We start from the raw sequence: 13,894 nt of genomic DNA, 5'->3' as shown, positions 1-13,894 counted from the left end.
AAGTGCTTTCGTACCCGCGCCTCTGGCGTTATTCTCTATTTCACCTCAACAGCCAAAGGGCGGCTAAAAGCGACCTTGAACGCACCCATAGTAGAACCCCATCGTTTTCTCCTCGAGCCTTTTGAGGCTCGCCGTTTCGCCAACCTGTGCGGACAGTTCGACGAGCACCTGCGCCTGATCGAACAACGCCTGAGCATCGAGATCCGCAACCGCGGCAATCAGTTCGAGCTCATTGGTGAACCTCAACACACCACGTCCGCAGAAAACCTGCTGCGCCGTCTCTACCGCGAAACCAAGGGCAGCGAACTGTCGCCGGAAACGGTGCACCTGTACCTGCAGGAATCGGCAGTGGAAGACCTGGCCAACAATCCTGTGGCCGAAGCCAGCGTGGCCCTGCGTACCAAAAAAGGCATGATTCGCCCGCGCGGCTTGAATCAGCAGAAGTACGTCAAGGAAATCCTCGGCAACGACATCAACTTCGGCATCGGCCCCGCCGGTACCGGCAAGACCTACCTGGCCGTGGCCTGCGCGGTCGACGCACTGGAGCGCGAGCAAGTGCGCCGCATCCTGCTGGTGCGCCCGGCGGTCGAGGCGGGCGAAAAGCTCGGCTTCCTGCCCGGCGACCTGGCCCAGAAGATCGACCCGTACCTGCGCCCGCTCTACGACGCACTCTACGAGATGCTCGGCTTTGAATACGTGGCCAAGCTGATCGAGCGCCAGGTGATCGAGATCGCCCCGCTCGCCTACATGCGCGGGCGCACCCTGAACAACAGCTTCATCATCCTCGACGAAAGCCAGAACACCACGGTCGAGCAAATGAAGATGTTCCTCACCCGGATCGGTTTCGGCTCTACCGCCGTGATCACTGGCGACGTCACCCAGGTCGACCTGCCCAAGGGCACCAAGTCGGGCCTGGCCCAGGTGATCGAGGTGCTCAAGGACGTACCGGGCATCAGCTTCACGCACTTCATGCCCAAGGACGTGGTCCGCCATCCGCTGGTGCAGCGTATTGTCGAAGCCTACGAGCGCTTCGACCATCGCGACGATGCGCCGGCCAAGGACGTGCGCCGCGATGCTTGAGCTAGACCTGCAGCTGGCCACCGAAGCGCCCGCCCCCAGCGAAGCACAGTTCCGTGAATGGTGCGCCCTGGCCCTGCGCCAGCGCACTGCCGACTCGGAACTGACCATTCGCTTGGTCGACGAGCCCGAAGGCCGCGAGCTGAACCACACCTGGCGCCAGAAGGATTACGCGACCAACGTGCTGTCCTTCCCCGCCGACGTGCCGGATGAACTGCTGGATATCCCGTTGCTGGGCGACCTGGTCATCTGTGTCGAGGTGGTGGAGCGCGAAGCGAAGGAACAGGGCAAGGAACTTGAGGCCCACTGGGCTCATCTAGTCATCCACGGCTGCTTGCATCTCTTGGGTTACGACCATATAGACGATGACGAAGCCGAGGAAATGGAAACACTGGAACAAACGTTGCTTGCAGAATTGGGTCATCCGGACCCGTATGCAGACGACGACGCTTAAAAACACTCAACCGTAACAATAAAGGATTCAGAGTAATCGCTATGAGCGAAGACCGATCGAGCAACGGGCAGAAGTCATGGCTGGGTAAACTGACCCAGGCTTTTGCCCACGAGCCGAAAAACCGCCAGGAGCTGCTTGAGCTGCTGCGCGAGGCCCATCAAAACAAGTTGCTGGACAGCGAAGCGCTGGCCATTGTCGAAGGCGCCATCCAGGTGGCTGACCTGCAAGTACGGGACATCATGGTCCCGCGCTCGCAGATGATCAGCATCAAGGCGACCCAGACACCACGGGAATTCCTCCCGGCCGTGATCGACTCCGCGCACTCGCGCTACCCGGTGATCGGTGAAAGCCATGACGACGTCATGGGCGTCCTGCTGGCCAAGGACCTGCTGCCGCTGATCCTCAAGGAGAACGGCGACAGCTTCAACATCAAGGACCTGCTGCGTCCGGCCACCTTCGTGCCTGAGTCCAAGCGCCTGAATGTGCTGTTGCGCGAGTTTCGCGCCAACCACAATCACATGGCCATTGTGATCGACGAATACGGTGGCGTGGCGGGCCTGGTCACGATTGAAGACGTGCTGGAACAGATCGTCGGCGACATCGAAGACGAACACGACGTCGAAGAAGACAGCTACATCAAGCCACTGCCCAGCGGTGACTTCCTGATCAAGGCATTGACGCCGATTGAGAACTTCAACGAGTTCTTCGACAGCGAATTCTCCGACGACGAGTTCGACACCGTCGGCGGCCTGGTGATGAGTGCGTTTGGCCATCTGCCAAAACGTAACGAAACCACCGAGATCGGCGCTTATCGCTTCCGCATCCTGAATGCCGATAGCCGTCGTATCCACCTGATCCGCCTGACACCTATTGCTCGCTAAGGACTGAAATGCGCCGTCTCACCGCTCCCGGCTGGCCCGGTAATGTGCTGGCCGTGGTGGCCGGTGCTATCACGACCCTGGCGCTGGCGCCGTTCGATCTGTGGCCGTTTGCACTGGTAGCGGTCGGATTCTTCTATGTAGGGCTGCGTGAATTGAGCCCTCGGCAGGCGCTGGGCCGTGGCTGGTGCTTCGGTTTCGGCCTGTTTGGCGCCGGCACCAGCTGGATCTACTACAGCATCCATCACTTCGGCGGCGCTTCGGTGCTGCTGGCTGGCTTCTTGATGCTGCTGTTTACCGCCGCGATTGCCTGGTTCTTCGCCCTGCCCGCCTGGCTGTGGGCGCGCTGGTTGCGCCGCAATGAGGCGCCGTTGGCGGATGCGCTGACGTTTGCCGCGTTGTGGGTCGGCCAGGAAGCATTTCGCGGCTGGTTCCTCACCGGTTTCCCGTGGCTGTACTCCGGTTACAGCCAACTCGACGGCCCACTCACTGGCCTGGCGCCCGTGGGCGGCATGTGGCTGATTTCCTTTGCCCTCGCACTGACGGCTGCCCTGCTGTGCAACCTGCCGCGCCTGTTGGCCACTAAGCGCAACGCGTTTATTGGCGCAGGCCTGGTGTTGCTGGTAGCGCCCTGGGCGATCGGCTTGGCACTCAAGCATCACGCCTGGACCAGCCCGTCTGGCGCGCCGCTGAGCGTGGCGGCCATTCAGGGCAATGTCGAACAAAGCATGAAATGGGACCCGGAGCAGCTCAACGCGCAGCTCGCGCTGTACCGCGACATGAGCTTCAGTTCCAAGCGTGTCGATTTGCTGGTGTGGCCGGAAACGGCGGTGCCGGTGCTCAAGGAGTCCGTCGAGGGCTACCTGGGCATGATGGGCAAGTTCGCCGCCGACCGGCACACCGCGCTGATCACCGGCGTACCGATCCGCCAGGAAGTGCACCACCAGAAGCGCTACTTCAACGGCATCACCGTGGTCGGCGAAGGCGACGGTACCTACCTGAAACAGAAGCTGGTGCCCTTTGGTGAATACGTGCCGCTGCAAGACATGCTGCGCGGCCTGATTGCCTTCTTCGACCTGCCGATGTCGGACTTCGCGCGCGGCCCGTCCGACCAGGCGATGCTCCAGGCCAAGGGCTATCAGATTGCGCCGTTCATTTGCTACGAAGTGGTGTACCCGGAATTCGCTGCCGGGCTGTCAGCCCAGAGCGATTTGCTGCTGACCATCAGCAACGACACCTGGTTCGGCCGCTCGATCGGTCCCCTGCAGCACCTGCAAATGGCGCAGATGCGTGCGCTGGAAGCCGGACGCTGGATGATCCGTGCCACCAACAACGGCGTGACCGGCCTGATCAACCCTTTTGGGCAGATCACCGCGCAAATCCCGCAATTCGAGCGCGGCATCCTCTACGGAGAAGTCGTGCCAATGCACAACCTCACGCCGTACCTGCAATGGCGTTCATGGCCGTTGATCATCGTGTGCCTGGGGTTGTTTGGCTGGGCATTGCTGGCGGGCCGGATGGCCAAAACCGTCTGACAGAATCAAAACCTACTAATGTGGGAGGGGGCTTGCTCCCGATAGCGAAATGTCAGTCGGTACATCCGATACTGATACACGCGATCGGGAGCAAGCCCCCTCCCACATTTGGATTTGCGGTGTTATCGGTAAAACAACCGGTAGCCTATCTGCCCCACCGCTTCATTGATCAACTGCCCGCTCTGCCACACCGACTTGAACTCCGGCATCCACCCGCCCAGCGGCCTGGCGTTGTCCACGCCCAGGAAACCCACGGGTGCCGGCACCACGGTAAAGCCGGCCTTCTCAAAGCTCCACACCGAACGCGGCATATGCCAGGCTTGAGTAACGACCACCACGCGCTTGATACCCTCGGGCAGCAGGATCTCGGCGCTCATCTGCGCATTTTCCCAGGTCGTACGGCTGCGCTCTTCTTTCCAGCGCACCGTCACGCCAAAGTCATCCTGCATCGACACCGCCATCAACGCCGCCTCACTGGGCGGCGTGCCGTAATGCAGGCCGCCGGTGGTCAGCACCGGCAGCCCGGACGCCTTGGCCAATCGTGCGGCATAACGCTGGCGCTCCAGGCCGATACCCGTGGGCTGGTCGGTGCCCCAGGCCGGATCACCGCGTTCACGCCCCGAGCCCAAGACCACAATGGCATCGGCGCGCTGGGCCAGGGTCGACCAGTCCTCACGGGCCAACGGCGGCTCGCTTTCCAGCGCCCGTGCGCCCCATTCCACCGCCACCGGCAGGCTGATCAGCCACATGCCCCCCAAACCCAGGGCGAAGCAGCCAGCCGCCAAGCGCGGGCGGCTGCGACGAAACCACCAGGCAAGCGCCAGCAGCAGCAAGAAAATGCCGGGCGGCAGCAGCAGTTGTTTGATGAAATAACGAATAGGCATCGGGCATCTCCATAGATGCCCGAAGCCTAAGGTGTAACGGGGTTTAGCGACAATCTTTACAGTGAAATGGCGGTGATGCCGTTCAGGGGGGCAGTGAATTACTTGTAGCGGGCGGACCGGAGCTTTTCCGGGCCACGACCGGCCGACAAGTCCTTGAGCCACACCACCTTGGCTGAATGCGTAGGCTCCTTGATGGGCGGGGTTGCCACCCAGGGAGGCGCGCTGCGCCCATTGCGTTCCAGATAAGCCTTGATCAGTTCCAGCTCCGCACGGCTCAAGCCGCGCAGTTCCAACTCGACAGGCCGTTCATCACGCAATCGGCCCGCCGTCCTCGCTGCATCCAATGCACGACCCAATCGGTCAATCAGTCCTTCGTAGATATCCGGTTTCGATACGATTCGCTGCGATTCAACCATCCCCTCACCTCATTGAAGATATGACTCACTCCCCAATAAACAGCGTAGCCCCCGTGGCTGTACCTGCCTGGCGCCGCGACAGACGGCCCTGCCTGCGCAATCAGGGTTTCCCTCGATAGAGTGGGGTCATGTATGCTACGGCGCTTCCTGTAACTCCACTTCCCGCAGGGTTTGGGCACGGACGCGCCGCTTTTTGGTGTCGATCAACCCAAGCCATGCACCGAAGAGGATTAGGCCACCCCTATTCAGTTCAAAAGTAGCCATGCACGAACACTACCAGCCCCGTGAAATAGAAAATGCCGCCCAATCCTTCTGGGACGAGCAGAAGTCCTTTGAAGTCAGTGAACAGCCAGGCAAGGAGACATTCTATTGCCTATCGATGTTCCCTTACCCCAGCGGCAAGCTGCACATGGGGCACGTGCGCAACTACACCATCGGTGACGTGATTTCGCGCTACCAGCGCATGCAAGGCAAGAACGTCCTGCAACCCATGGGTTGGGATGCCTTCGGCATGCCGGCGGAAAACGCCGCGATGAAAAACAACGTGGCCCCCGCCAAGTGGACCTACGAAAACATCGCCTACATGAAGAACCAGCTGCGCAGCCTGGGCCTGGCGGTGGATTGGTCACGCGAAGTGACCACCTGCAAGCCGGACTACTACCGCTGGGAACAATGGCTGTTCACTCGCCTGTTCGAAAAAGGCGTGATCTACAAAAAAAGCGGCACCGTGAACTGGGACCCGATCGACCAGACCGTCCTGGCCAACGAGCAAGTGATCGACGGGCGCGGCTGGCGTTCCGGCGCGCTGATCGAAAAGCGCGAAATCCCGATGTACTACTTCAAGATCACCGCCTACGCGGATGAACTCTTGTCGAGCCTCGACGACCTGCCGGGCTGGCCCGAACAGGTCAAGACCATGCAACGCAACTGGATCGGCAAGTCCAAGGGCATGGAAGTGCAGTTCCCGTACAACGTCGACTCGATCGGCGAAGCGGGCGCACTCAAAGTCTTCACCACCCGTCCGGATACCCTGATGGGCGCGACCTACGTCGCCGTGGCCGCCGAACACCCGCTGGCCACCCAGGCCGCCCAGAACAACCCTGAGCTGCAAGCGTTCATCGCCGAATGCAAAGGCGGCAGCGTGGCCGAAGCCGACGTCGCCACCCAGGAGAAAAAAGGCCTGCCGACCGGGCTGTTCGTCGAGCACCCACTCACCGGTGAAAAGCTGCCGGTCTGGGTCGCCAACTACGTGCTGATGCACTATGGCGATGGCGCAGTCATGGCTGTGCCGGCCCACGACGAGCGCGATTTCGAATTCGCCACTAAGTACAGCCTGCCGATCAAATCCGTGGTGCGCACCAGCGCGGGCGACACCAACCCGGCCCCGTGGCAAGACGCCTACGGCGAGCACGGTGAGCTGATCAATTCCGGCGAGTTTGACGGCCTGGACTTCCAGGGCGCCTTCGACGCCATCGAAGTCGCACTGATCAAGAAAAACCTGGGCGCCTCGCGCACCCAGTTCCGTCTGCGTGACTGGGGCATCAGCCGCCAGCGCTACTGGGGCTGCCCGATCCCGATCATCCACTGCGAAAGCTGTGGCGACGTGCCAGTACCGGAAGACCAATTGCCGGTCGTCCTGCCGGAAGACGTGGTGCCGGACGGCGCTGGCTCGCCACTGGCACGCATGCCCGAGTTCTACGAATGCAGCTGCCCGAAATGCGGCCAGCCTGCCAAGCGTGAAACCGACACCATGGACACCTTCGTCGAGTCCTCGTGGTACTACGCCCGCTACGCCTCGCCGCACTATGAAGGTGGCCTGGTGGAAAAATCCGCGGCCGACCATTGGTTGCCGGTGGACCAGTACATTGGCGGTATCGAACACGCCATCCTTCACCTGCTGTACGCGCGTTTCTTCCACAAGCTGATGCGCGACGAAGGCCTGGTGAGTTCCAATGAGCCGTTCAAGAACCTGCTGACCCAGGGCATGGTAGTCGCCGAGACGTACTATCGTCGTGAAGCCAATGGTGCGTACACCTGGTTCAACCCGGCCGACGTCGAGCTCGAGCGCGACAGCAAAGCCAAGGTCATCAGCGCCAAACTGATCGCCGACGGCCTGCCAGTGGAAATCGGCGGCACCGAGAAGATGGCCAAGTCGAAGAACAACGGCGTCGACCCACAGTCGATGATCGATCAGTTCGGCGCCGACACCTGCCGCCTGTTCATGATGTTCGCCTCGCCGCCCGACATGAGCGCCGAATGGTCCGACTCCGGCGTCGAAGGCTCGCACCGCTTCCTCAAGCGCGTCTGGCGCCTGGCGCACGCCCACATCAGCCAGGGCCTGCCAGGCAAACTGGACGTGGCCGCCTTGAGCGACGAGCAGAAACTCATTCGCCGCAGCATCCACCTGGCCATCAAGCAAGCCAGCCAGGACGTGGGCCAGAACCACAAATTCAACACCGCCATCGCCCAAGTGATGACGCTGATGAACGTGCTGGAAAAAGCGCCACAAGCCACTGAACAGGATCGTGCGCTGGTGCAGGAAGGCCTGGAAACGGTCACCCTGCTGCTGGCCCCGATCACGCCGCACATCAGCCACGACCTGTGGAACCGTCTGGGCCACAGCGACGCCGTCATTGATGCGCGCTGGCCGGTGCAGGATGACAGCGCCCTGGTACAGGACACGCTGCAACTGGTGATCCAGGTCAACGGCAAACTGCGCGGCCAGATCGATATGCCGGCCACCGCCAGCCGCGAAGACGTCGAGGCGGCTGCCCGCGTCAACGAAAACGTGCTGCGCTTTACCGAAGGCCTGACGATCCGCAAAGTGATCGTCGTGCCTGGCAAACTGGTCAATATCGTCGCTAGCTAATCGGATCGGGCGCGGGGCTTGAGCCCTGCGCCGAACAAAGCCTTCAGGGCCTCGATAAGGCCCACATGGTTTCAAGGGGAGCAACAAAATGATCAAACGCAATTTGCTGGTGATGGGCCTTGCCGTGCTGTTGAGCGCTTGCGGCTTCCAGCTGCGCGGCACCGGCACCACTGACCTGACGATCAAGGAATTGGACGTCAGCGCCCGCGACGCCTACAGCCAGACAGTCACGCAGCTGCGTCAGGTCCTGGAAAACAGCGGCGTTCACGTCTACACCGGCGCGACCTACAAGTTGTTCCTGGCCAATGAAAAAGAAACCCAGCGCAACCTGAGCTACGCCAGCGCCGGGCGTGCGTCCGATATCGAACTGAGCACCCAGCTCAACTTTGAAATCCAGGGCCGCGACCACCTGCCCTTGATGGCTGACAACATCCAAGTGCAGAAAATCGTCAGCCACGACGGCAACAACCTCGTGGGTTCGGATTCCGAAATCATCCAGGTGCGCAAGGAAATGCGTCGTGAGCTGGTACAGCGCATGGTCCTGCGCCTGTCGATGATCACCCCGGAACAACTCGAGACCCTGCAGCAACGCGCTGACGACAAGGCCAAGGCGGATGCCGACGCACTGAAAGCCGCGCAAGAGTATGAAAACAACACGCCGAAACAATCGCCTGTTGAAGTACCTGTCGAGTAAGCCAGACGGGGCGCTTCAAACGCCCCGTTCGCCCTGCCTATGAAACTCGCCCCCGCCCAACTCGCCAAACACCTGCAAGGTGGCCTCGCGCCTGTCTACATCGTCAGCGGTGATGACCCGCTGCTGTGCCAGGAAGCCGCCGACGCGATTCGCACCGCCGCGCGCCAGCAAGGTTTCGATGAACGCCAGGTATTCAGCGCCGACGCCAGTTTCGACTGGGGCACGTTGCTGCAAGCTGGCGCGAGCATGTCGCTGTTTGCCGAAAAACGCCTGCTGGAACTGCGCTTGCCGTCGGGCAAGCCGGGTGACAAGGGCGCGGCCGCCTTCATTGAATACTGCTCACGGCCTGCCGAAGACACGGTCTTGCTGATCAGCCTGCCCAAGCTTGACGGCAGCGCGCAGAAAACCAAATGGGGCAAGGCCCTGGTGGAAGGGGCGCAAACCCAGTTCATCCAGATATGGCCAGTGGACAGCAACCAGTTGCCGCAGTGGATTCGCCAACGCCTGTCTCAGTCAGGGCTGTCGGCCACCCAGGACGCAGTGGAACTGATCGCCGCCCGAGTCGAAGGCAACTTGCTTGCCGCCGCCCAGGAAATCGAAAAGCTCAAGCTGATGGCCGAAGACGGGCAGATTACCGTCGAGACCGTCCAAGGCGCCGTCGCGGATAGCGCACGCTTTGATGTGTTCGGACTGGTGGACGCGATCCTCAATGGCGAACCCGCCCACGCCCTGCGCATGCTGGAAGGCCTGCGCGGTGAAGGCGTCGAGCCACCGGTGATTCTCTGGGCCCTGGCCCGGGAGTTGCGGGTGCTGGCCAACATCGCCCTGCAATACAGCCAGGGCACGCCGCTGGACAAAGCCTTCAGCCAGGCCAAGCCGCCGGTGTGGGACAAGCGCAAACCCTTGATGAGCAAAGCCCTGCAACGGCATTCGGCGCAACGCTGGGCGCAGCTTTTGCTTGAGGCGCAACGCATTGATGCGCAGATCAAGGGCCAGGCGGCCGGTTCGCCATGGATGAGCCTGAGCCGTTTGTCGCTGTTGATGGCTGGCCAGCGCCTGACCCTTCCTGCCGAATAACCCCTCTCTCAAATCACTGAAAATCCACTGTGGGAGGGGGCTTGCCCCCGATAGCGGTGTATCAGTCAAAGATGTATTACTGACACTCCCTCATCGGGGGCAAGCCCCCTCCCACATTTTGATTGCATTTACATTTCCACAAATGTGCTGGGCTTTACAGGCAAGCAACTTCGGCAGATGATTCGCACCGTTTCCCCCCTCCAAGAGAGAAGTAACCATGAGCAAAAAGCCATCCAAGCATGGCCCCAACAAGGCCAAATCCATCATCGCCCAGCCACTGTTCCGCAGCCGTCAGGAACGCGCCGGCAAGGGCAAAGGCAGCTACCGCCGCGAAGCCTTCCAGTCTAATAGCTGGGAGGCTTCTTACTTTCTGGCTGCCTGAAGGCAAGCGCCCCTCTGGCATGATAAGGTCTGCACCTGATTTGTAATCCCTGGACCTGTGCATGCCCTCTAGTCTTTCCCGTCGTTGGCACCTGCGCCAACTGATCGCTGCCTCCAGCCTCATTCTGCTTGTCGCCTGCGCCGAGAAACCCACCGCCGCCGACGCTCAACCGCTGCCCAAGCTCCAGACCGCACCCGTGGTAGCGCCCGCTGTCGTGGCCCCGCTGGCTGTGGATAACCTCGATATCCAACCGACCCAGACCTTTGCCGAATGGCAGGCGGCCTTTCGTGTGCAAGCCCTGCAGGCCGGCATCACCGCCGCCGTGTTCGACAATGCCTTCGCCAACGTCACCCCTGACATGGCGGTGATCCGCGCCGACCGCAGCCAGCCGGAATTTTCCCGCCCGGTATGGGAATACCTCGACGGCGCCCTGTCTCCCGTGCGCGTGCGTAATGGCCAGGCATTGCTGATCAAGTACGCCGACATCCTGCAAAGCATCGAGCAACGTTATGGCGTCGACCGCCAGGCGCTGGTGTCGGTGTGGGGCATGGAAAGCAATTTCGGCCAGTTCCAGGGCAATAACTCGGTGATCCGCTCCCTGGCGACCCTGGCCTACGAAGGCCGTCGCCCCGCGTTTGCACAAGCGCAGTTGCTGGCAGCGCTGCAGATCATCCAGCACGGCGATATCCAGGCCGACCAGATGAAAGGCTCCTGGGCCGGGGCCATGGGCCAGACGCAATTTATCCCCACCACCTACAACACCCACGCCGTGGACTTCGATGGCGACGGTCGCCGCGATATCTGGAACAGCCCGGCCGATGCCCTCGCCTCCACCGCGCACTACCTGCAAAGCTCCGGCTGGCAGAAAGGCCAGCCGTGGGGCATGGAAGTGAAACAGCTGCCGACGAACTTCGATTACGCCCTGGCCGATGGCGGCACCCGCAAGACGGTGGCTGAATGGCTGAAGCTGGGCATCCAGCTGCCGCCAGGCGCCAGCATGCCGCCCAACGTCGACCAACTGTCCGCCGCCTTGCTGTTGCCGGCGGGTTATCGTGGCCCGGCGTTCCTGGTGCTGGATAACTTCCGCGCAATCCTCAAGTACAACAACTCGTCGTCCTACGCACTGGCGGTGGGACTGCTGTCGGAGCGTTTCGGTGGCGGGGGTGTGATTCGCGGCGATTGGCCGAAGGATGAGCTGCCACTGAGCCGCTCACAGCGTATCGACTTGCAGACGGCGCTGAGTGCCAACGGCTATGACGCAGGCAACCCGGACGGGATTATCGGCGCCAACACGCGCAAGGCGATTCGTGCAGCGCAGCAAGCGCTGGGCTGGCCGGCGGATGGGTATCCGACGGTGAAGTTGCTCGAGTCACTGCAAAACCGCTAGATCTGCCTAGGGCGACTAATGCTATCGGGAGCAAGCCCCCTCCCACATTTGGGCCGCGTACATCCTTTGGAGTGCGGTCAAATGTGGGAGGGGGCTTGCTCCCGATAGCGTTTTGCAGACGACAACAGCTTCAGGCTCTGAACACCACATCCTGCTCCAACACCACCCGCTGCTCCCCCGCATCCAACCTCACCAACGCGCCCATCGGCAACGTCAGGTTCGGATCACAATGCCCACTGCGCCAGCCTGACAATACCGGAATGCATAACGGCGCAAAGGTCTGCTTGAGCAGCCGCTCCAGCGCAGCCTTGTCCACACCCGCCACATCCCCCACCAGCACACCCGCAACGTGTGCCAGCTTGCCCGCCAGACGCAGATGCGTCAGCAGCCGGTCGATGCGGTAGATCGGCTCGTTGACGTCTTCAATAAACAGGATGATGCCTCCTGCGTCGATTTCGTAAGGCGTGCCCATGACCGCCGCGATCATCGACAGGTTGCCACCCAGCAAGCGCCCGCAGGCGATGCCAGGCTCGATCGTGGTCAACGGGTAGGCCACCGGGTGCACCAACTCGCTGCCGGCGCCCAACTGACCGCGCAACAGGCTGAACAGTGACGACTCCGTGGGGGGTTGCTTGTCGCCCAACAGATCGGCATTGAGCATCGGGCCGTGGAAGGTCACGAAGCCCGCGTAACGGCTGATTGCCAGGTGCAGCGCGGTGATGTCGCTATAACCTACGAATGGCTTGGGGTTGGCGCGCAGCAGGTCAAAGTCCAAGCTATCGAGCAGACGCGGGGTGCCGTAGCCGCCGCGCAGACAGAAGATGGCATCGATTTCAGGGTCGGCGAAGGCGGCATGCAGGTCACGCAGGCGCACGGCATCGCTGCCAGCAAGGTAGCCGTCGCGTTCATAGACGCCGGGGAAGATTCGCAGGTCGTAGCCACGGGTACGCATCCATTGGCCGGCCTTTTCAACGTCCAGCGTGGCGGGGCCAGCGGGGGCGATCAAGGCGATGGTGCCTTCGGCACGCAATGCAGGTACGGCAGCAGTCATCCGCAGTTCTTCCTGAAATAACGCCAAACAAAATGTGGGAGGGGGGCGAGTTTACTTAAGATCAGGTGGGGCTGCTTCGCAGCCCAGCGCGGGGCAAGCCCGCTCACCACAGCACGCCCTCCCACCACAGCAAGCCCCCTCTCACATTGAGGCAGCGGTGCGGCTTACGAAACCAGGCTCGCCTTGACCAGCTTGGCCTGCTCGTCCGCATGGTACGAGGAACGTACCAGCGGGCCCGACGCGACGTTCTTGAAGCCCATCTTGTAACCTTCCTCGGCGAACCAGGCGAAGGTGTCCGGGTGCACGAAACGCTGCACCGGCAAGTGACTGCGCGACGGTTGCAGGTACTGGCCCAGGGTCAGCATGTCAATGTCGTGTTCGCGCATGCGCTTCATGACTTCGATCACTTCTTCGTCGGTCTCGCCAAGGCCCAGCATCAGGCCGGATTTGGTCGGAATGTGCGGCATCATCTGCTTGAATTTCTGCAGCAGGGTCAGCGACCACTGGTAGTCCGAACCCGGGCGCGCTGCCTTGTACAGGCGTGGCACGGTTTCCAGGTTGTGGTTGAACACATCCGGCGGCTCGGCGGCGGTGATTTCCAGCGCTACGTCCATACGGCCACGGTAGTCCGGCACCAGGGTTTCAAGCATCACGTTCGGCGACAGCTTGCGGATTTCGCGGATGCAGTCGGCAAAGTGCTGGGCACCGCCGTCACGCAGGTCGTCGCGGTCGACGGAGGTGATCACCACGTACTTGAGTTTCAGGTCGGCGATGGCGATAGCCAGGCTTTCCGGCTCGTTGACGTCCAGTGGCTTCGGACGGCCGTGGCCGACGTCGCAGAACGGGCAACGACGGGTGCAGATGTCACCCATGATCATGAAGGTGGCGGTGCCGCCGGAGAAGCATTCGCCCAGGTTCGGGCAGGAGGCTTCTTCGCACACGCTGTGCAGCTTGTGTTTGCGCAGCAGCGCCTTGATACGGTCGACTTCCGGCGAAACCGGGATGCGCACTCGGATCCAGTCAGGCTTCTTCGGCAGTTCGGTGGTCGGAATGATCTTCACCGGGATGCGTGCAACCTTCTCGGCGCCACGCAGCTTGACGCCGGCTTCCACCTTGGCACGCGGGGCCGGGGCCGGACGCTCGGTGATGTCCAGCGTCGGGATCATGGTTTGCACTGCATCAGTAGTCAT

Annotated in this window: 13 protein-coding genes; 9 read left to right on the top strand and 4 right to left on the bottom strand. The window is 61.6% G+C overall.

Annotation, left to right across the window (positions count from 1 at the left end):
- Positions 1–75: 75 nt before the first annotated feature.
- From AC3ZU9_RS09735 to lnt, 4 genes are read left to right on the top strand one after another with little or no spacing between them, the layout of a single operon-like run.
- A complete protein-coding gene (locus AC3ZU9_RS09735) occupies positions 76–1,080 on the top strand; it encodes a PhoH family protein (RefSeq protein ID WP_015886050.1) in 1,005 nt (334 codons plus the stop codon).
- Complete coding sequence (gene ybeY, locus AC3ZU9_RS09730) at positions 1,073–1,531, top strand: rRNA maturation RNase YbeY (protein WP_046036575.1); 459 nt, start codon at positions 1,073–1,075, stop codon at positions 1,529–1,531. The genes AC3ZU9_RS09735 and ybeY overlap by 8 nt, the downstream gene beginning before the upstream one ends.
- A gap of 41 nt (positions 1,532–1,572) precedes the next feature.
- Positions 1,573–2,412, top strand: a complete 840-nt coding sequence (locus AC3ZU9_RS09725) for a CorC family transporter (RefSeq protein ID WP_010206772.1) — start codon at positions 1,573–1,575, stop codon at positions 2,410–2,412.
- Positions 2,413–2,420: 8 nt separating this feature from the next.
- Positions 2,421–3,944 carry an apolipoprotein N-acyltransferase gene (gene lnt / locus AC3ZU9_RS09720; protein ID WP_064052967.1) on the top strand — a complete coding sequence of 508 codons (1,524 nt, stop codon included), beginning with the start codon at positions 2,421–2,423 and terminating at the stop codon, positions 3,942–3,944.
- 122 nt (positions 3,945–4,066) lie between these two features.
- Here the strand turns inward: lnt and AC3ZU9_RS09715 are convergent, their stop codons facing one another.
- Positions 4,067–4,828 (bottom strand): YdcF family protein, encoded by a 762-nt coding sequence (locus AC3ZU9_RS09715; protein ID WP_122810759.1) that lies wholly within the window; start codon positions 4,826–4,828, stop codon positions 4,067–4,069.
- Positions 4,829–4,926: 98 nt separating this feature from the next.
- On the bottom strand, positions 4,927–5,244 hold the full coding sequence (locus AC3ZU9_RS09710) for a hypothetical protein (RefSeq protein WP_043205955.1): 318 nt from the start codon (positions 5,242–5,244) through the stop codon (positions 4,927–4,929).
- 262 nt (positions 5,245–5,506) lie between these two features.
- Between AC3ZU9_RS09710 and leuS the strand changes: the two genes are divergently transcribed.
- From leuS to AC3ZU9_RS09685, 5 genes are all read left to right on the top strand, one after another.
- The gene (gene leuS, locus AC3ZU9_RS09705; protein WP_490090639.1) at positions 5,507–8,113 is read left to right on the top strand and encodes a leucine--tRNA ligase; all 2,607 of its coding nucleotides are present in this window, start codon (positions 5,507–5,509) and stop codon (positions 8,111–8,113) included.
- Between the two features lie 88 nt (positions 8,114–8,201).
- Positions 8,202–8,807, top strand: a complete 606-nt coding sequence (locus AC3ZU9_RS09700) for an LPS-assembly lipoprotein LptE (protein WP_015886055.1) — start codon at positions 8,202–8,204, stop codon at positions 8,805–8,807.
- A 39-nt stretch (positions 8,808–8,846) separates the two neighbouring features.
- Entirely contained in the window at positions 8,847–9,884 is a 1,038-nt protein-coding gene (gene holA, locus AC3ZU9_RS09695; RefSeq protein ID WP_064052972.1) for a DNA polymerase III subunit delta, read from the top strand.
- 217 nt (positions 9,885–10,101) lie between these two features.
- Positions 10,102–10,266 carry an alternative ribosome rescue factor ArfA gene (arfA, locus tag AC3ZU9_RS09690; protein WP_003176285.1) on the top strand — a complete coding sequence of 55 codons (165 nt, stop codon included), beginning with the start codon at positions 10,102–10,104 and terminating at the stop codon, positions 10,264–10,266.
- A 61-nt stretch (positions 10,267–10,327) separates the two neighbouring features.
- A complete protein-coding gene (locus tag AC3ZU9_RS09685) occupies positions 10,328–11,653 on the top strand; it encodes a lytic murein transglycosylase (RefSeq protein WP_015886057.1) in 1,326 nt (441 codons plus the stop codon).
- A gap of 130 nt (positions 11,654–11,783) precedes the next feature.
- On the opposite strand, the gene AC3ZU9_RS09680 is transcribed toward AC3ZU9_RS09685, so the two are convergent.
- Together AC3ZU9_RS09680 and lipA are read right to left on the bottom strand one after the other, a co-directional pair.
- Complete coding sequence (locus AC3ZU9_RS09680; RefSeq protein ID WP_015886058.1) at positions 11,784–12,704, bottom strand: S66 peptidase family protein; 921 nt, start codon at positions 12,702–12,704, stop codon at positions 11,784–11,786.
- A 164-nt stretch (positions 12,705–12,868) separates the two neighbouring features.
- On the bottom strand, positions 12,869–13,870 hold the full coding sequence (lipA, locus tag AC3ZU9_RS09675; RefSeq protein WP_057444888.1) for a lipoyl synthase: 1,002 nt from the start codon (positions 13,868–13,870) through the stop codon (positions 12,869–12,871).
- Positions 13,871–13,894: the final 24 nt, after the last annotated feature.

Source organism: Pseudomonas sp. A39 (assembly GCF_058145955.1).
This window is presented reverse-complemented; position numbering and strand designations above follow the sequence as displayed.

Bases quoted from the DNA above. Each gene is read 5' to 3' on its own strand.
- arfA (WP_003176285.1), top strand. From the start codon at position 10,102: ATGAGCAAAAAGCCATCCAAGCATGGCCCCAACAAGGCCAAATCCATC.
- AC3ZU9_RS09725 (WP_010206772.1), top strand. From the start codon at position 1,573: ATGAGCGAAGACCGATCGAGCAACGGGCAGAAGTCATGGCTGGGTAAA.
- AC3ZU9_RS09680 (WP_015886058.1), bottom strand. From the start codon at position 12,704: ATGACTGCTGCCGTACCTGCATTGCGTGCCGAAGGCACCATCGCCTTG.
- lipA (WP_057444888.1), bottom strand. From the start codon at position 13,870: ATGATCCCGACGCTGGACATCACCGAGCGTCCGGCCCCGGCCCCGCGT.
- AC3ZU9_RS09685 (WP_015886057.1), top strand. From the start codon at position 10,328: ATGCCCTCTAGTCTTTCCCGTCGTTGGCACCTGCGCCAACTGATCGCT.
- leuS (WP_490090639.1), top strand. From the start codon at position 5,507: ATGCACGAACACTACCAGCCCCGTGAAATAGAAAATGCCGCCCAATCC.
- lnt (WP_064052967.1), top strand. From the start codon at position 2,421: ATGCGCCGTCTCACCGCTCCCGGCTGGCCCGGTAATGTGCTGGCCGTG.
- ybeY (WP_046036575.1), top strand. From the start codon at position 1,073: ATGCTTGAGCTAGACCTGCAGCTGGCCACCGAAGCGCCCGCCCCCAGC.
- AC3ZU9_RS09715 (WP_122810759.1), bottom strand. From the start codon at position 4,828: ATGCCTATTCGTTATTTCATCAAACAACTGCTGCTGCCGCCCGGCATT.
- holA (WP_064052972.1), top strand. From the start codon at position 8,847: ATGAAACTCGCCCCCGCCCAACTCGCCAAACACCTGCAAGGTGGCCTC.
- AC3ZU9_RS09710 (WP_043205955.1), bottom strand. From the start codon at position 5,244: ATGGTTGAATCGCAGCGAATCGTATCGAAACCGGATATCTACGAAGGA.
- AC3ZU9_RS09700 (WP_015886055.1), top strand. From the start codon at position 8,202: ATGATCAAACGCAATTTGCTGGTGATGGGCCTTGCCGTGCTGTTGAGC.